Annotated in this window: 21 protein-coding genes; 11 read left to right on the top strand and 10 right to left on the bottom strand. The window is 44.3% G+C overall.

Annotated elements, in window-relative coordinates:
* Window position 1: 1 nt before the first annotated feature.
* Genes AC2D6U_RS02165 through AC2D6U_RS02145 form a run of 5 tightly spaced genes read right to left on the bottom strand, consistent with a single transcriptional unit; the run spans window position 2 to window position 4268 of the window.
* The gene (locus tag AC2D6U_RS02165) at window positions 2–1078 is read right to left on the bottom strand and encodes a glycosyltransferase (protein ID WP_484719296.1); all 1077 of its coding nucleotides are present in this window, start codon (window positions 1076–1078) and stop codon (window positions 2–4) included.
* Window positions 1078–1701 (bottom strand): polysaccharide deacetylase family protein, encoded by a 624-nt coding sequence (locus AC2D6U_RS02160; RefSeq protein ID WP_484719295.1) that lies wholly within the window; start codon window positions 1699–1701, stop codon window positions 1078–1080. Before AC2D6U_RS02160 ends, AC2D6U_RS02165 begins: the two co-directional genes overlap by 1 nt.
* On the bottom strand, window positions 1688–2911 hold the full coding sequence (locus AC2D6U_RS02155; protein WP_484719294.1) for a PP2C family protein-serine/threonine phosphatase: 1224 nt from the start codon (window positions 2909–2911) through the stop codon (window positions 1688–1690). Before AC2D6U_RS02155 ends, AC2D6U_RS02160 begins: the two co-directional genes overlap by 14 nt.
* Entirely contained in the window at window positions 2908–3165 is a 258-nt protein-coding gene (locus AC2D6U_RS02150; protein ID WP_484719293.1) for a hypothetical protein, read from the bottom strand. The genes AC2D6U_RS02155 and AC2D6U_RS02150 overlap by 4 nt, the downstream gene beginning before the upstream one ends.
* Window positions 3162–4268, bottom strand: a complete 1107-nt coding sequence (locus AC2D6U_RS02145) for a glycosyltransferase (RefSeq protein ID WP_484719292.1) — start codon at window positions 4266–4268, stop codon at window positions 3162–3164. The genes AC2D6U_RS02150 and AC2D6U_RS02145 overlap by 4 nt, the downstream gene beginning before the upstream one ends.
* Before the next feature lie 53 nt (window positions 4269–4321).
* Between AC2D6U_RS02145 and ruvC the strand changes: the two genes are divergently transcribed.
* The 4 genes from ruvC (at window position 4322) to treF (ending at window position 7121) form a co-directional block, all read left to right on the top strand.
* Entirely contained in the window at window positions 4322–4879 is a 558-nt protein-coding gene (gene ruvC / locus AC2D6U_RS02140; protein WP_484719291.1) for a crossover junction endodeoxyribonuclease RuvC, read from the top strand.
* Between the two features lie 77 nt (window positions 4880–4956).
* The gene (locus tag AC2D6U_RS02135) at window positions 4957–5127 is read left to right on the top strand and encodes a hypothetical protein (protein ID WP_484719290.1); all 171 of its coding nucleotides are present in this window, start codon (window positions 4957–4959) and stop codon (window positions 5125–5127) included.
* Window positions 5128–5237: 110 nt separating this feature from the next.
* Window positions 5238–5420, top strand: coding sequence for a hypothetical protein (locus AC2D6U_RS02130; protein WP_484719289.1), 183 nt, complete (start codon window positions 5238–5240; stop codon window positions 5418–5420).
* Between the two features lie 102 nt (window positions 5421–5522).
* Window positions 5523–7121, top strand: coding sequence for an alpha,alpha-trehalase TreF (treF, locus tag AC2D6U_RS02125; protein ID WP_484719288.1), 1599 nt, complete (start codon window positions 5523–5525; stop codon window positions 7119–7121).
* An 18-nt stretch (window positions 7122–7139) separates the two neighbouring features.
* Here the strand turns inward: treF and AC2D6U_RS02120 are convergent, their stop codons facing one another.
* From AC2D6U_RS02120 to rsmA, 5 genes are all read right to left on the bottom strand, one after another.
* Window positions 7140–7532, bottom strand: a complete 393-nt coding sequence (locus tag AC2D6U_RS02120; protein ID WP_484719287.1) for an HIT family protein — start codon at window positions 7530–7532, stop codon at window positions 7140–7142.
* Window positions 7532–8008, bottom strand: a complete 477-nt coding sequence (greA, locus tag AC2D6U_RS02115; RefSeq protein ID WP_484719286.1) for a transcription elongation factor GreA — start codon at window positions 8006–8008, stop codon at window positions 7532–7534. The genes AC2D6U_RS02120 and greA overlap by 1 nt, the downstream gene beginning before the upstream one ends.
* A gap of 132 nt (window positions 8009–8140) precedes the next feature.
* The gene (locus AC2D6U_RS02110) at window positions 8141–9091 is read right to left on the bottom strand and encodes an NAD(P)-dependent oxidoreductase (RefSeq protein ID WP_484719285.1); all 951 of its coding nucleotides are present in this window, start codon (window positions 9089–9091) and stop codon (window positions 8141–8143) included.
* The gene (gene mgtE / locus AC2D6U_RS02105) at window positions 9088–10452 is read right to left on the bottom strand and encodes a magnesium transporter (protein WP_484719284.1); all 1365 of its coding nucleotides are present in this window, start codon (window positions 10450–10452) and stop codon (window positions 9088–9090) included. Before mgtE ends, AC2D6U_RS02110 begins: the two co-directional genes overlap by 4 nt.
* A complete protein-coding gene (rsmA, locus tag AC2D6U_RS02100; RefSeq protein WP_484719283.1) occupies window positions 10434–11216 on the bottom strand; it encodes a 16S rRNA (adenine(1518)-N(6)/adenine(1519)-N(6))-dimethyltransferase RsmA in 783 nt (260 codons plus the stop codon). The genes mgtE and rsmA overlap by 19 nt, the downstream gene beginning before the upstream one ends.
* On the opposite strand from rsmA, the gene pdxA reads away from it, so the two are divergent.
* The 7 genes from pdxA (at window position 11215) to accB (ending at window position 17193) form a co-directional block, all read left to right on the top strand.
* Window positions 11215–12309: a 4-hydroxythreonine-4-phosphate dehydrogenase PdxA gene (gene pdxA / locus AC2D6U_RS02095; protein ID WP_484719282.1), complete on the top strand. Its 1095-nt coding sequence runs from the start codon at window positions 11215–11217 to the stop codon at window positions 12307–12309. The genes rsmA and pdxA overlap by 2 nt on opposite strands.
* Before the next feature lie 134 nt (window positions 12310–12443).
* Window positions 12444–14111 (top strand): SulP family inorganic anion transporter, encoded by a 1668-nt coding sequence (locus AC2D6U_RS02090; RefSeq protein ID WP_484719281.1) that lies wholly within the window; start codon window positions 12444–12446, stop codon window positions 14109–14111.
* 75 nt (window positions 14112–14186) lie between these two features.
* Window positions 14187–14732 carry a YceD family protein gene (locus AC2D6U_RS02085; RefSeq protein WP_484719280.1) on the top strand — a complete coding sequence of 182 codons (546 nt, stop codon included), beginning with the start codon at window positions 14187–14189 and terminating at the stop codon, window positions 14730–14732.
* Window positions 14733–14758: 26 nt separating this feature from the next.
* Window positions 14759–14950 (top strand): 50S ribosomal protein L32, encoded by a 192-nt coding sequence (gene rpmF, locus AC2D6U_RS02080; RefSeq protein ID WP_484719279.1) that lies wholly within the window; start codon window positions 14759–14761, stop codon window positions 14948–14950.
* Between the two features lie 164 nt (window positions 14951–15114).
* Window positions 15115–16113, top strand: coding sequence for a beta-ketoacyl-ACP synthase III (locus AC2D6U_RS02075; RefSeq protein ID WP_484719278.1), 999 nt, complete (start codon window positions 15115–15117; stop codon window positions 16111–16113).
* A gap of 24 nt (window positions 16114–16137) precedes the next feature.
* Window positions 16138–16701 (top strand): elongation factor P, encoded by a 564-nt coding sequence (efp, locus tag AC2D6U_RS02070; RefSeq protein ID WP_484719277.1) that lies wholly within the window; start codon window positions 16138–16140, stop codon window positions 16699–16701.
* 12 nt (window positions 16702–16713) lie between these two features.
* Window positions 16714–17193, top strand: a complete 480-nt coding sequence (accB, locus tag AC2D6U_RS02065) for an acetyl-CoA carboxylase biotin carboxyl carrier protein (RefSeq protein ID WP_484719276.1) — start codon at window positions 16714–16716, stop codon at window positions 17191–17193.
* Window positions 17194–17225: the final 32 nt, after the last annotated feature.

Here is a 17225-nt window from a genome sequence, read left to right as displayed (position 1 = left end):
CTTAAAACTTTCTTCCTTTCCAGCTTACTTTTCCGAATACCAGTGTTCGGATCAGGGCAAATGTATCCAAAACCGAGATAATGGCTGGTGAACTAAATAACAATTTATACTTATGGTTGGCACGCGCAGTCACTTGCAAATACTTGATGGTTGGAAATAATAGCCCGTAGATGAGTATGTAAGGACTAAACCAAAACCCAAAGGCAAAGCACAGTAAAAAGACAGGCATCCACAGGCGTGCAAAAAAGGCCGGAATGGCCAATAACCAATAATGGGTAAAGACGCCGTTCATCCATCGGCAACGCTGTTCAAGCATCGCCCGCCATCCTTGCTGTGCTTTGGTATAGGCCTTGCCTTCTTTACCGAGGTATTGAAAACTTGTTAAACCTGCCTTTTGAAATACACGAAGGAGACCAAGGTCTTCGACATCAGTTGGGCCAAGGGCTTTAAACCCTCCTACCTGATCATAAGCGCGCTTGGTAAAGCCCATGTTGTTGCCAAGAATAGAGATGGGCTGCCACAGATCAGCCATGGCTTTCATGCTATGAAGAACAGTTGCCCAATCAAAGAATTGCATCTGTGGTCGATGGTAGTCCTTATCGATCATCGTAAAACCGCTCACCATGTCGTGCTGTTCCAATAACTGACTCATGGTCATTAACCAGGAATCAGCCACTTTCATGTCTGCATCAATGATCAATATCTTTTCGTATTGGGCATGAGCGACCAGCTGTGCCAGTACATTCCCTTTGGCGATCAAACCCTCTTTCCTATCATCAATTTTAATTGACCTGATCGAGGGATATTCATGCATGAATTGGGCGATGATCTCAGGGGTGCGATCCGTAGAATGATCATCTCCCACCAAAATCTCAACTTGACTCAAGTCGTAATTGGACCTGATCAAACTATTCAAACAACGTCTGAGGTTCTCCTCTTCATTTCTAGCACAGACTAACACGGAGACTGGCGTACTCACTATTTGGTCAACAGGATTCTTTTTGAAACGAAATTGAAATGATAAAATGAGGACCAATTCCACCAAAAGAATAACAACGTAGAGGATCAGCACAAGCATCAGTTCAGCTTTTCAAATCGATAGCCCAAACCCTGAAAATGATCAATGTACCTTGGCAATGCATATCTCAAGTTCTTTTCTGCTTTGAAATTATCATGAAACACAATGATAGAGCCTGCCTGGGTCGCTTTAATGCTTTCCTTCAATACAGTGTCAGCGGCTAGGGTCTGTACATAGTCTTTGCTGAGCACATCCCACATGACCACCTTAAGATCGCCAAGCTGTTGCCTTTGCTGCCACCGTAATCGACCATAAGGAGGTCGAAATAATTGGGTGCTTTGGCCCTGTTTTTGGAAAGACTGTTGGCAAAGTGATACATTCTCTACATAGGTTTTGAGAGGTGTTTCCCAACCATTCAAATGGTTTTGGGTATGATTCCCAACAGCATGCCCTTCGTTAACCATCCGTTGCAAGATCATTGGATGCTTTTCAACATTGGCCCCCACACAAAAGAAGGTGGCTTTGGCATCGTATTGTGTCAAGACATCCAGCACCCATTCTGTTAGCCCCGGTATCGGGCCATCGTCAAACGTGAGAAAGAGTTTTTTATCCTCAGTAGTTACCCTCCATAATCGTGAAGGCATAAGCTGCTGGATGATCGAGGGGGTTTTATGTGGAACCATTATTGACTCGACAAGATAAGAAAGTCAGGTCGTCATCGAAAGAGCGTCCTTGTCTAAAATCGTTCAGCTCTTTGATGATCCCTTGATGCAATTCGTCTAGTGGTTTGTTGTAGTTCTTTTCCAAAAAAGACTCTAACCGCTCCGAACCATACTCCTCTTCTTCAAAATCGAAGGTTTCCGTTAGCCCATCGGTAAAGAGGAATAGCGAAAAATTATGAAGGTTTTTAATTGAACCCATATGCAGAAATGGCAGCGTCTCAAAGGCACCTAGAATGGTAGTGCCTTCTTCTAAGCGTTGAACCTTTGCTTCCCCATTCATTAAAAGGGGTGGATTGTGCCCGCAATTGATGTACCTCAATTCTTTGGTGCCATAGTCGTAAACGGCTAAAAAGAAAGTGATGAAATTCTCTCCATTAGCACTTTGCACCAATTGATAATTGAGTTCTTCAATGACTTGCTTTGGGTTTTGTGCGGTGCGGCTAACTGTTCTCAAAGAGGCTTGAAAGTTGGACATTAAAATGGCCGCCGGCACTCCTTTTCCACTTACGTCTGCAATGCACACCACAAATTGATTTTCCTCTTCTAAGGGAATAAAATCGTAATAATCACCACCCACTGTTCGGCAAGGCTGATAAAAGGCCTCCACCTCGAGTTTTTCTGTCTTAGGTAAACTTTTTGGAAACAGATAGCTTTGCACGTTCCGCGCGATCTCAATATCACGTTGGATGGCTTGTTGCTCCAACTGCTTTCTAGCCAATCGTTTGTTCTCAATAGCCACAAGCATCACATTGGACAGGGCCTGAATGAAGGTGGTGTCTACCTCCTCTTCATTCTTCGCTTTGATGAACACGAACGAAAGCAAACGGTCTTTATGCTTAACGGGTATGATGATGTCGAACTCAGAGAAGCAAGGCACATCCAAATCCACATGCTTCACTTTTGTGATCTCGGAAATTTGCAAACAGCCTTCGCCGATAGCTACGGCATTGAAATCCTTTGAGGTACCGAACTGCACTTTGCATTCCCATTGATCATCGAGCACATACAAGGCCATCTTGGAGATGAACAAATTCGCTCTCAAAATGAATTCGAAGATCTTGTACAGATCCTCCTCCGGTAAGTTGCTATTGACGGCTTGAGTGATCTCAAGCAAGGCATTGAGCTCTAGCTCCTTTTCATCTAATTTCTTTTGTAATCGATCCTCTTTCATGCCCTCCCGTTGTGTGCCATTAGGCCTTTTTTACTGGCCAAATAAAAATAACTCTGATAATTGGATTTAAGGTCAACATGGGACTCATAAACTTCTTCATCCATTTTATCATAGCATTTCAGCCATCCTTTTTGATGAAGTCTTTCTAGTGTATGGAGCAGCTCTTCATCCGACCAACCCAACTCTTCTTTCAGGTAAGCATAGGGCTGTACAAAATACAGTTCATCCAATAAATCAAATTCTTGGTCGGTCATCGATACATTCTACCTTTCCATTCGAAAGAACCAAAATTAGCGAGCAAAGCAAAATAAAGTGAATAGAAAGGATAGAGAATAAATGAAAGGACGAATAAGCCGATGGAAGGACGACTGACGTCGAGTTCTTTACCCGAACGATAGACGAGTAAGGCCTCCATCATCAAACGACATCCGATCAAAACGAGCGCAAGAGGCCAGTACTCTTCAAGAAATGCAAAAGAAACATAAAGCGCCAATTGAGCCACTTGCATTAGTGCGATCAGCATGGCAAGTCGAATTGTCGTTTTTCGTCCGCCTTTCTTCCATTTACTCACCCAACGGATGCGCTGTTCTTTCAAGGCCTTCCAAGTAAGGGGTGCTTCTGTTACCACAACCGCTTCTTTATTCTTCTGAAAACACACTCCCTTAGGCCACTGCCTGACTACCTTCGACAGCAAAAATTCATCATCCCCACTAGGTGTATCTGCCGTATGAGCATAACCATCGAGTTTTTGAAAAGCTGACTTACGAAAGGCTAAATTGGCCCCATTGGCCATCGTTGGTCGACCTCTTGCTATCCCGGCAGCACCGATAGCAATTAAGGCTTGAAATTCGATCGCCTGCCATCGGGCAAATAAGGAATGCTTAATGAAAGAAACAGGGCCCGACACCATCTGCACACCCTCATCTTTAAAAGGGCTTATCATTGCTTGCAGCCAATGTTTACCCATAAAGCAATCCGCATCCGTCGTCACGATCAATGGATACCGCGCAGCGGCAATTCCTTTGGTCAATGCTGCTTTTTTACCTTCACTATCGGTGAGTTCGATGAGCCGAAAGTTTAAATATTTCCCATTGAGGGCCTTGAGTAACTTCTCCTGGCCATTGTCTTCAGAATGATCATCGACAAAGATCAATTCAAAATCAGGGTGCTCTTGACTTGCAAAGCCTTTCACGAGCCGTTCTACATGTTTGGCTTCGTTCCGAAAGGGTATCACTACGGAAACAGCCAATGATGCCAATTCAGTCTCGACGGGTATTCGATGCCATGCCCTTAGAAAACTGAGCATGGCGATGCAGTACGCGGCATAAACTATCGATATCGCAAGCATGAATAACATTCCTCCCAAATATACATAACGAGAGGCTTAGCATTTGCTTATATTGCCAATTGATGGCAAAGACAGCTCATAAAGAAAAGATCATCTTAGGCATTGACCCCGGCACCAGTGTCATGGGCTATGGTGTCGTGCTCATCAAAGGGAAGGAGATGAAGCTGCTGCAATTCGGTGTGATCCATTTGAAAAAATATGTGGGTCATGAACTCAAGCTGAAAAAGATCTTTGAGCGAGTGACCTCCTTACTGGAAGAGTTTCATCCTGATGAAATGGCACTAGAAGCTCCCTTCTATGGGAAAAACATTCAGTCGATGCTAAAGCTAGGACGTGCTCAGGGGGTCGCCATGTCGGCTGCTTTGGCCAGAGAAATACCCATCACTGAATATGCTCCCAAAAAAGTGAAGCAATCGGTTACAGGAAATGGTAATGCCTCAAAAGAGCAGGTGGCGGCCATGCTTCAGACGCTCTTGGATATTAAGGAACTACCAAAAATGCTCGATGCCACCGATGCCTTGGCAGTAGCCCTTTGCCACCATTTTCAAAATGGACAAGCCCAAAGTCGAGCGGCCAGTTGGAAGAGTTTTATCTCTGAAAACCCTAGCAGAATCAAATGAAGGCACATTCGTTCGGCCCTTGGCATTCAACAGCATCTAGAATGAATCTAATGGACGTTTTGAGGGTTATGAAGGAAATGAGAGCAGTCAAAGCCAATAAATATTCAGCAGGAGCTGAGGTCTACGCCAAAAAAGACCCTGAAATAAAATTAATCGTCAGACGGTATGTGGACAGCATTTATTACTGTCGATTTCCTAATGAACCCGACCGAAAAGAATTAGCTTTGTTCGAGCGCGAACTGGTTTGACCAAGCCTACATGGGTACACTTGTTTTTGGGTAGATTCGAAGAATGAGGTGATACAAAAAGTCTGGATGGAAAAGCCATACCACAGAATAGTAGAAATTAACAAGGAAAGATGATCTTAAGAAGCTGGCGTGAGATACGCATCATGATGAAATGGAGGTATGAGACCTTGAGTGATGAAGACTTCAATGGTGTTCAGCAAGATAGAGATGGTGTGCTAGATCGCATCGCCAAAAAAATAGAAAAGACCCGAATGGAATTGGACTTAATTCTGGAAGAGCTTCAGAGACATTAGACTTTCGGATCACCTCATTTTCTATTTCAACGAACTAATCAAATCCACCCTATTGCGTCTAGCCTCCTGATTCTTGTATATTTAGCCTAAAGACTAGCCCGCATGAGATTCTCCCTTCACTTCCTTTTCTTTTTACTCCTATTGGTCGCCTGTCAGTCGAGTGATGTTGAACAAGCAAAAACTGAAAGATCAGACCCCAAACAAACACTAAGTCCAGACGCCCGCTACGGCCAGTTGTTTGAAAAGATCCAAATGGCTCATTTGTATCCAGACTCCAAAACCTTTGCGGATGCCAGTCCGAAAGCTAGCACCGACGAAATCATTGCTGCTTACGCTAAGGCCAAAGAAACGCCAGGTTTTGATTTGAAAACTTTTGTCGAATCCAACTTTAGCATTCCTTCAGGCATAACCTCCGACTTTCAAACGGACCTGTCGCGCTCAGTTGATGCACACATCAATGTGTTATGGGACGAGCTGACGCGGCAAACCGACGAGAGTAGCCAAGGCACGCTGATCGCCTTGCCCAATGCATATGTGGTGCCAGGAGGACGTTTTAGAGAAGTCTATTATTGGGACAGTTATTTCACTATGCTGGGCCTGCAAGTGTCGGACCGATATGAGTTAATCGAAGATATGGTGGATAATTTTTCCTACCTGATCGAAACCATGGGCTTCATTCCCAATGGAAACAGAACCTATTACCAGGGCCGCTCCCAACCGCCCTTCTATGCCTTAATGGTCAGTTTATTGGCTGAGGGCAAAGGCGAGGGCACATTGGTCAACTACCTCCCCTATTTGCAGAAAGAATATGATTTCTGGATGGATGGCGCTTCAGATCGTACAGCCGCTTCGCCAGCCTATCGCCGCGTGGTGAGCATGCCAAATGGGGCCGTATTAAACCGTTATTTTGATGACATCCCCAAGGCACGCCCTGAATCGTACAGAGAAGATGTGGAACTATTTGAGCGCATTCCCAATGCCAATGAAAAGACGTACCGCGACATTCGAGCCGGCGCAGAATCCGGTTGGGACTACAGTAGTCGTTGGTTCGCCGATGGCGAAAACATGGCTACCATAGAGACCACAGACATCATCCCGGTCGACCTGAATGCCTTGCTCTATTACCTGGAGCAAACGCTTGCTGAAGCCTATGAAGCAAATCGAGCACCTGCTTTGGCTGAAGCATATCGACAAAAAGCACAAGATCGTGCGGCAGCCTTACAAAACTACTGTTGGGATGCAACAACAGGTTTTTTCAGAGATTACAATTGGGTTGATCAACAGCAAACCCCTGTCTTATCCCTCGCTGGGATGTACCCTCTGTTTTTTGGTATTGCCGATCAAGAGCAAGCCGAAAGGGCTGCCCAAATGATTGAACAAGACTTCCTTAAACCAGGCGGTGTAACTTCCACTTTGCGCAACACCGGTCAGCAGTGGGATGCCCCAAATGGCTGGGCCCCTTTACAATGGATCACCATCCAAGGGCTGCGAAATTACTCGATCGATGAACTAGCCAATGAAATTAAAACCCGCTGGGTAGACTTCAACGTCGACGTCTATCAAAAAACCGGTAAGCTGGTGGAAAAGTATAACGTATATGAAATTGGTCTCGAAGGCGGCGGCGGAGAATACCCCGTGCAAGACGGCTTTGGTTGGACGAATGGGGTCCTGTTAAAGCTTCTGTCTGAAGACCAGCAATAACAATGAACTAGCAAAAAATTAAATCTGCCTTGCGATTTTCGCTCTGATCGCACTGAGCTCCTCCTGGCTTGGATTCAACTTTGGCCGACTGAAGTTGATGTCATCCATGGTCTGAAGTGGAATCAAATGAATATGGGCATGAGGTACTTCTAGGCCAATCACAGCAACCCCAACTCTTAAGCAAGGAATCGCCTGTTCAACCGCCTGCGCTACCTCATAGGCAAACTTCTGTAAAGCGAGGTATTCTTCCAATTCAAGATCGAAAAGCTTATCTATCTCTTTTTTGGGAACCACTAGGGTGTGTCCGGGTGCAAGCGGATTGATGTCTAGAAAAGCCAAGGCGTGCTCATTTTCAGCAACAATATACCCTGGTATTTCTCTATTGATGATCTTTGTAAATATGCTGGCCATTACTCTAAGGTAATGTCTAGAATTTGAAATTCCATTAAGCCGGCAGGCACTTTTACCTCTGCAACTTCTCCCACTTTTTTATTCAACAATCCTTTACCGATCGGCGACTCGTAAGAGATCTTTCCTGATTTCAAGTCAGCTTCTTTTTCTGACACGAGTGTGTATTTCACTTCCATGCCATTCTTCAAATTCTTGATCTTCACTGTTGACAAGATGGACACCTTCGAAAGGTCAACATCTTCTTGTTTCTTTACACGAGCATTTCCTACAAGGCCTTCGAGCTCAGCAATTCGCATCTCCATCAACCCTTGCGCATCTTTAGCCGCGTCGTACTCTGCATTTTCACTCAAATCTCCCTTGTCACGGGCCTCAGCGATCTGCTTGGCCATGTCCTTTCTGCCTTTCGTCTTCAGTTCTTGCAGCTCGTCTTTCAGCTTCTGCAACCCTTCTTCCGTATAATACCTTACCTCTGACATATTCCTAATGCGTTATGTGCTATAAAAACAAAGAACGGTTCCGCCAGAAACCGTTACGTACTTAAACAAAGAAAATCGCTTGTTACAGCGATCAGTTCTCAAAATTAGCCATTTTTTACTCAAAAAAGAAAATTAGTCTTGGTCGATGCGATAATGCGTTGCAATCTTTCCTACCAATACTTCATTGATCCTTTTATAGGATGCGAAAGTCCAACCTCCGACATGTGGCGAAAGCACCACATTTTGCCTGCTGAAAAGGTCCTCGTACCGCAAACGTTCTTTTGATGTCAGTTGATCGAACTTTTCCTTTTCCAGCACGTCAAGCCCTGCTCCAAGAATCTTACCTGTATCCATTAAGTGTAACAGATCCTTCAAGGGTAGAATTTCACCCCTAGCCGTATTCAATAGATAAATGTTCTTCCTGAATTTGTTCAGAAAGTCAGCATTGATCCATTGTTGTGTTTCTTCCGTTAGCGGAACATGAAGGCTCAGGATATCGGCCTTGTCGAAAAGTTTCTCCAGACCTACTTCTTCGACTTTCTTGGTACCGAAACCCTTCTTGTATTTGTCATAAACCAATATGCGGGAATCAAACGCCCTTAACCGCTGAACAAATGCCTGGCCCATGTAACCATAACCGATAATGCCTACAGTTTTATCGCTTAGCTCTACGCCCCTATTCCCTTCTCGATCCCATATCCAATTGCGTACCTGCTTATCTGAGCGATTGATGTTGTTCAACAGACTGAGCAGTAGACCAATGGAATGCTCAGCCAAGGCATCCCGATTTCCTTCAGGTGCATTGACGATTTCTATCCCTTTTCCTTCCGCATAGGCCACATCGATCTTGTCCAAGCCCGCCCCAGCCCTTCCGATCAATTCCAACTTCACGGCCTGATCCAGAAATTCCTGATCCACGGTAGTTTTGCTTCGAATCAACAATACCTCTGCTGTCGGAATGAGTTGAAGCAACTCTGCACGAGTAGCTTGTGGTGCATAGACGCATTGGAAGCCCAGGTCCTCGAGAAGAGGACAAATGCTTTCGTGCATATCATCAGCGATCAAACAGATTTTCTTGTTCATGGCAATAACAAATTCGCGATGGCGAGATACACAATAATTCCTAAAATATCATTGGTGGTCGTGATGAACGGACCAGAGGCGAGTGCCGGGTTAATGCCCAATTTATCCAAAACAATTGGTGTTGATGTCCCCATGAATGAAGAGAGCATCACCACACAGACAAGAGAAATAGACACTACTGAGCCGAGTTCAGAATTACCCTTCCATAAATACACAATGCCAAAACTGATCACTGCAAGAATGAGACCTGTGAAGATGGCTACCAAGAACATCTTACCGATCCTCCTCAGAAAGGATTCTTCGAAGGCAGATTTATTCGCTAAACTTTGCACCACCAGGGTCGACGATTGAATGCCCACATTTCCACCGGTTGCCATCACCAAAGGAATAAAAAAGGCTAAGGCTGCATTCTGTTCAAGGCTTCCTTCAAAGAAACCGATCGCCCAGGCTCCTAAAACTCCGCCCAACAAACCGATCAACAACCAAGGCAAGCGTGCCTTTGAAATCGCCCAAATGCTATCATCCTCTTCGACATCGCCGGAAATCCCTGACATCAACTGGACATTCTCTTCTGCCAGCTCGGTGATCACATCGATCACATCGTCGATCGTGATTCTTCCCACGAGTTTGCCTTGGAGATTCACCACCGGAACAGCATCGAGATCGTATTTTTTCATCACTTCAGCCACCTCTTCTTCATCCATGTAGGTTTCCACTAAAATGATGTCTTCGTCATAGATGTCTTGGATTTTCACCTTATCGCCCGAGAGGATAATCTTCTTGACAGAGACTTTTCCTTTCAGCTTGTCCAGATCGTCCACTACATACACGGAGTAGATCTTTTCTACGTTCTCGGCTTGTCGTCGTATTTCTTCAATGGTCTGCTTAACGGTCCAATTGATGTTAGCAACGATCATTTCCTTTGCCATCAGCCCTCCTGCGCAGTCCTCATCATAACGCATGAGTTCGTTCACATGGCTGGCGGTTTCGGGATCTTTGATGGCAGCGATCACCTCCTCACGCATCTTGACGGGAAGGTCATTGATGACATCGACGGCATCGTCAGATTCCATTTCCTGTATGTATTGAGAAATCTCCTCTGCAGTGAGTTCGTTTAAGAAGTCCTGACGCGTGTCATCCTCTAACTCCTCTATGATCTCTGCACCGACCTGGTTTTCCAGCACCCGCAAGATGTAGCGCGCCTCATCGGTCTCCAACTCGTCAAGCAGTTCTGAAATATCTGCCGGATTCACCCCTTCCATCGAAGACTTGATAAAGTCTTCATCCTGCTGTTCAATGGCTTGAACAACCAATTCGAGGTATTCCTTCGATAATTCAAACGCTACACTTTTCTCTGACAAGACGTTATACGGTTAGTGAGGTTGACAAATTCGTTTACTGAGAGCGTTTCAGCCCGTTGATTTAGGACAGGGTCATCGGCCATGCCTGCCGGCAAATTTATTGGTTTTAAGGCATTGCGCAATGTTTTGCGTCGCATTTGAAATCCTGCTTTCACAACTCGTGCAAAAAGAACCTCATCGCAATTCAAGGCTTCAATTGCATTCCTTTTGAGACGAATGACACCTGAATTGACCTTTGGTCGAGGGTTAAAAACAGAGGGAGGAACAGTAAATAAATACTCGATTTCGTAATAGGCCTGAAGCAGTACACTCAGGATGCCATACTGTTTGTTACCGGGAGGTGAGGCTAGGCGCTCCGCAACTTCCTTTTGCAGCATACAAACCACTTCAGGCACGTGCTCTCTGTTCTCTAGGATCCGAAAAAAGATCTGAGATGAAATGTTGTAAGGGAAATTACCGATCACAGCATATTTATCACCCAAAAAACCAAGATCCTCTTTCAGGAAATCGCCAAATACAATTCGCTCCTTTAAATGAGAAAAATGGGTCATCAAGTAATCGACCGATTCCTTGTCTACATCCATCAGCCACAATTGGAAATCTTTTTCCGTCAAGAATTGCGTCATCACGCCCGTACCCGGACCAATTTCCAACACGTGCTGATAATCGCCATGGCCAACGAGCGCATCAGCTATTCGCTTAGCAATATTGAGGTCTTTGAGGAAATGCTGACCTAAATGCTTTTTGGGACGAACGTAAGACATGGAAAAATATTATTTTGCGCAAAATCTGAAGCACAAGGTAAAGAACATGAGCGAATATCAAGGTGAGCGTGGAGAGAAAGAATTGGTAAGACCAAGAATTGGTGTTACCGTTGGCGATATCAACGGGATTGGTCCGGAGGTGATCATGAAAACCTTGACGAGCCAATCCCTGCTCGATCAGGCTGACGTTACGATTTACGGACATGGTAAAGTATTCTCCTATTATAAAAAAGAATTAGAGCTCAACCAGTTCAATTTCAATCAATTAAAAGGAGACCAAGCCGCCAGACAAGGTAGAGTGAATTTGATCAATTGTTGGGAAGAAGATTTTGAGATCACTCCTGGGGTGGAAAACGAGACCGGTGGAAAATATGCCTTAGCTTCATTGAAAAAAGTCGTAGAAGACTTAAAGAATGATCTGCTGGATGCCGTAGTGACCGCTCCTATCAGCAAACACAACATTCAAGGTGAATCTTTTCAGTTTCCAGGCCATACGGAATACTTCACCACTCAATTTGAAGCCAAAGACAGCCTCATGTTCCTTTGCAATAAAGACATGCGCGTCGGTGTCGCAACAGGACATATTCCTTTAATGCAAATACAGGAAAAGCTCACAAAGGAGGTCATTTCTTCCAAGATCAACTTGATGCTCAAGTCGTTGAAAAAGGATTTTGGCATCAACAAACCAAGAATTGCCATTTTAGGGCTTAATCCCCATGCCGGAGAAGATGGTCTGTTAGGGAATGAAGAAAAGGAATTGATCGCACCTGTCATCCATGAGTTTAAGAACAAAGGCCACTTGATTTTTGGACCGTTCCCAGCTGACGGTTTTTTCGGAATGCATAGCCAATCACAATTTGATGCGGTATTGGCCATGTACCACGATCAGGGACTTATTCCTTTTAAAACCTTAGCCTTTGAGGATGGCGTTAATTTTACGGCAGGTTTGTCCATTGTACGCACATCACCCGATCATGGAACTGCATTTGGACTTGCAGGCAAGGGCAAAGCGAATGAACAAAGTATGCGTTCGGCTCTATACATGGCCATTGATATTGCTCGCCAACGAATTGAGGCAAAGACAGCGGGCTAGGACGTTAACTATTTGATCAATAGAATTGAATAGTGGCTGATTTCGTCACTTTTTCAGGTGGGATGAAAATGTCCTAGGCCGAAACGTTCGATTTAATGCCCAGCATTGATTAACTTTAATCTGATTCGTAGTGCATGAGTAAATCTATTTTTTCCAATCTCAAGTATGATCTTCCTGCGGGATTGGTGGTTTTTTTAGTTGCTGTACCACTTTGCTTGGGCATTGCTCTCGCTTCCGGAGCCCCCCTTTTCTCAGGAATTATCGCGGGAATGGTTGGCGGCATCATTGTCACCGCCTTCAGCGGTTCTCAATTAGGGGTTAGTGGACCTGCCGCTGGCCTTGCGGTGATCGTGCTGGCAGCGATACAAGAACTGGGAACTTTCGATGCGTTCTTATTGGCCGTTGTTCTTTCCGGTGTGATCCAATTCATTCTTGGCATTCTCAGAGCAGGCATTATCGGTTATTACTTTCCTAGCTCGGTGATCAAAGGGATGTTGGCAGCCATTGGCATTATCATCTTTCTGAAGCAAATCCCTCATGCCTTTGGTTATGATGCAGATCCTGAAGGAGATATGGAGTTCATCCAACCCGATGGAGAGAACACGTTCTCTGAGCTTTGGAATATGCTCGATTATATTACACCGGGTGCGCTTATAGTGGCCGTCATCTCCCTATTGATCTTGATCATTTGGGAAAGACCGTTCATGAAAAAAATTCGACTATTTCAAGTCGTACAAGGTCCGTTAATTGTTGTTGGTTTTGGAATTTTCATGGGTTTCGTCCTTGACGGAACTGTCTATAGTATTAGCAGAGAGCACATGGTCAATATACCCGTGGCGGAAAACCTCAACGGGTTCTTAGGCCAGTTTACCACTCCAGACTTTGCTCAGATCACGAATCCACGCATTTGGATCATTGCCTTAACCATTGCCATAGTGGCTTCCCTTGAAACCTTACTCTGTGTTGAAGCGACTGATAAGTTAGACCCACTCAAACGCGTCACCCCAACGAACCAAGAACTAAGAGCACAAGGTATAGGGAATGTGGTCGTGGGTTTAATTGGCGGACTACCCGTCACCCAGGTCATTGTCAGAAGTTCGGCAAATATTCAATCAGGAGGAAGGACAAGCATGGCAGCCTTTATCCATGGCTTCTTGATTCTGTTTTCTGCCCTCTTTATTCCGAATATCCTCAATATGATCCCACTGGCGAGTTTAGCCGCTATTCTATTGATCGTTGGCTATAAACTTGCTAAACCTTCGCTTTTCAAGAAAATGTACAAAATGGGCAGAAAGCAGTTTTTCCCATTCATTGTCACCGTGCTTGCCATCATCTTTTCTGATTTGCTTGTTGGTATTTGTATCGGGCTCGGAGTCGCGTTTTTCCAGATTCTTTTCAGCAACTTAAAAAACCCGTACGTGCTAAAAGAAACCCACGATTTGTCAAATACGCACTTTCGAATTGTCTTATCAGAACAAGTGAGTTTCCTGAATAAGGCACAAATTCTTAAGCAATTGGATGAAATACCGAATCACGCTGAAGTGCTGATTGACGGCACTAACACCATAAGTATTGAGCAAGATGTACTCGAAATATTTGATGACTTTAAGCACGGAGCAGTGTACAAAGACATTTCCATCAAACTGACCAACATGGAGCATATTGATTTTGGGGGTTATGAGGATTCACTTCGATCACTTGTGGTTACAGCCGATGAATTGGCCTCCATGCCAAAGGAGCATGACCTGATCACTACTTTTGCCAAAGGGACAAAAAGGAAGGCAAAGACCTCTTCAAGCTGACAATTATCCCTTAAATAATTTTCTCATATCAATAAGATTTTCATACCTTTGCAGTCCTGAAATTTGACCTGGTCCATGAAAGCGCTTAGAGACTTTGACATTCATATTTTCAAGCTTTCGAATGGGCAACATGATTACCAGTTCGAAATTAAGGAGTCGTTCTTTGAGTTGTTTACTAATGAGATAGTGCACCAAGGCAACTTAGTCGCCAATATCTCTTTAGACAAGACTGACCGTATGATTCAGCTTCACGCAACGATCGAGGGAGGCGTCACATTAACCTGTGACAGAAGCCTTGAGGAGTTTGAAGAAGAAATTTATACTGAAAAAACGATGCTCTACAAGTTTGGAGAGGAAGAGCAGGAGCTTGCTGATGATGTCATGGTGATCCATAAAGACACACAAATCATCAACATTGCTTCCATACTCTTTGAATTTATTTTGTTGGAGATTCCAATGAAAAAAATACATCCCAAGCATAGAGAAGATTTCGATGAAGACGATGAATCGGAATTGTTGGTCGTCTACACTTCTGAACCTGAAGAGTCAGTTGAAGAGGAAACAACTAGCGAAGATACGATTGACCCTCGTTGGGAGAAATTAAAGAATTTAAAAAAATAAGGGCTTGGCCCACAATTAATTAAGCTATGGCGCATCCTAAAAGAAAAACCTCGAGAACGAGAAGAGACAAAGGAAGAACTCATAAGAAACTAAGTGCAAAGCAATTAGTGGTATGCCCTACAACAGGTGAACTACACATGCCACACAGAGCATTTTGGCATGAGGGTAAACTTTACTACAAAGGTAAAGTAGTGATGGAAAAAGAGGTTCTTGCTTAAGTTCCTCAGTATTCAAGAAACTGCTCCTGTTCCTTAGGTACAGGAGCTTTTATTTTTTAAAGCCCTTTCCGCACTGTGCTAAAGTTTAGGATTATGATTCTGAACGCATTAACCTTATATTGACAAGCAATTTTGCATAAGGGCCAAAAGACCCTCCTTTTATAATGACGAAACTCAGAGCTCAGATCAGTGGTGTGCATGGTTATTTACCAGATTACATCCTGACAAACAAAGAACTAGAAACCATTGTAGAAACCACTGACGAATGGATCACTTCTCGAACAGGTATTCGAGAACGGAGAATCCTAAAAGGTGAAGACCAAGGCACATCCGTTATTGGAATTCATGCGGTGGAAGGTCTCTTGGAAAAAACCAACACAAAGGCAGAAGAAATTGATCTCATCATTTGTGCCACAACCACTCCCGACATGTTGTTTCCTGCAACAGCTAACATCATCGGAGATGCAATTGGTGCGACAAATGCCTTTGGCTATGACCTTCAGGCGGCGTGTTCAGGATTTTTGTATGCACTGGCAACTGGTAGTCAATTCATTGAAACAGGGAAGTACAAAAAAGTTGTTGTTGTCGGAGCAGATAAAATGTCCTCTATCATCGATTATTCGGATAGAACCACTTGTATCATCTTTGGGGATGGTGGTGGAGCAGCTTTGCTGGAGCCAACGACTGAGGATGTGGGTATCATGGATTCCATTTTGCACTCTGATGGTTCAGGTGCCAAACACTTGCACATGAAGGCCGGAGGTAGTAGAAGGCCGGCTTCATTAGAAACCCTACAAAACAAAGAGCATTTCGTTTATCAGGAAGGCTCAGCAGTTTTCAAATTTGCCGTCACCAACATGGCTGATGTGGCTGCTGAGATCATGGAAAGAAACGGCTTGCATGGAGATGATATCAAATACCTTGTTCCGCATCAAGCCAATAAACGCATCATTGATGCGACGGCAAATCGCATGAATGTGGGCGATGACAAAGTCATGCTCAACATTCACAAATACGGCAACACAACCAGTGGTACAATTCCACTTTGTTTGTGGGATTATGAATCCGAACTTCGCAAAGGTGACAATTTGATTCTGGCTGCATTTGGCGGCGGATTCACCTGGGGGTCGGTGTATGTCAAATGGGCCTACGACCCCAAATAATCGACTTTAGTAAAACCTTATTATATGGCAACTACGGCAGATATTAAGAACGGACTGTGCATCGTTTACAACAATGGCCTCTACATGGTCACTGAATTTCAACATGTAAAGCCTGGCAAAGGACCCGCTTTTGTTAGGACAAAACTCAAAAACGTTAAGACTGGAAAAGTCGTCGACAATACGTTCTCCGCAGGACACAAGATCGAAACGGCAAGGGTTGAGAAAAGAACTCACCAATTCCTTTACAAAGATGACTTTGGTTTTCACTTCATGAATAGCGATACCTATGAACAGGTTATGGTGGAGGAAGCCATGATCGAAAATGCGGACTTGATCAAAGATGGTCAGTCAGTAGATATCCTATTTCATGCAGAAACGGAAGAAGCGCTAACCTGTGAATTACCCGCTTATGTAGAGTTAGAAATTACCTACACCGAACCGGGTATTAAAGGAGACACGGCCACGAATGCAACAAAACCGGCAACCTTAGAGACCGGTGCTGAAATTCAAGTGCCATTATTCATTAACTTAGGAGACAAAATCAAAGTAGACACCAGGACTCGCTCATATGGCGAGCGTGTTAAATAAATCAAGCTCAACATGAACCCGAAAGAAATTAAAAACATGATCGACTTCATCGCCAAATCTGGTTTGGCTGAAGTCAATATTGAAACTGAAGAATTCAAAATTGAAGTGAAGCGCGAAGCGGATACAAAATACGTGAGTGGAACTCCAATGGCAGCCCCTGCATCAGCGCCAAGCCCGGCTTCTGCTCCAGCGCCTGCCGCTGCAGCAACACCTGCGGAACCGGCACAACCTGCTGCCGATGATTCTTCAAAGTATGTAGAGATCAAATCACCTATGATCGGCACATTCTATCGTTCTCCAAAGCCAGAAGATCCTGCTTTCGTTAATGTGGGAGATTCTATTTCGAGTGGAGACAAGGTCTGTATTGTGGAAGCGATGAAACTCTTCAATGAGATCGAATCAGAAGTCTCAGGCACCATCGTCAAAGTCCTTGTGGATAATGCTTCGCCAGTTGAATACGATCAACCGTTGTTTTTGGTAGATCCTTCATAATGGCTGATTTCAGCCATTAGTATTTCACATTT

This window comes from Roseivirga sp. YIW32 (genome assembly GCF_057219245.1).
This window is presented reverse-complemented; position numbering and strand designations above follow the sequence as displayed.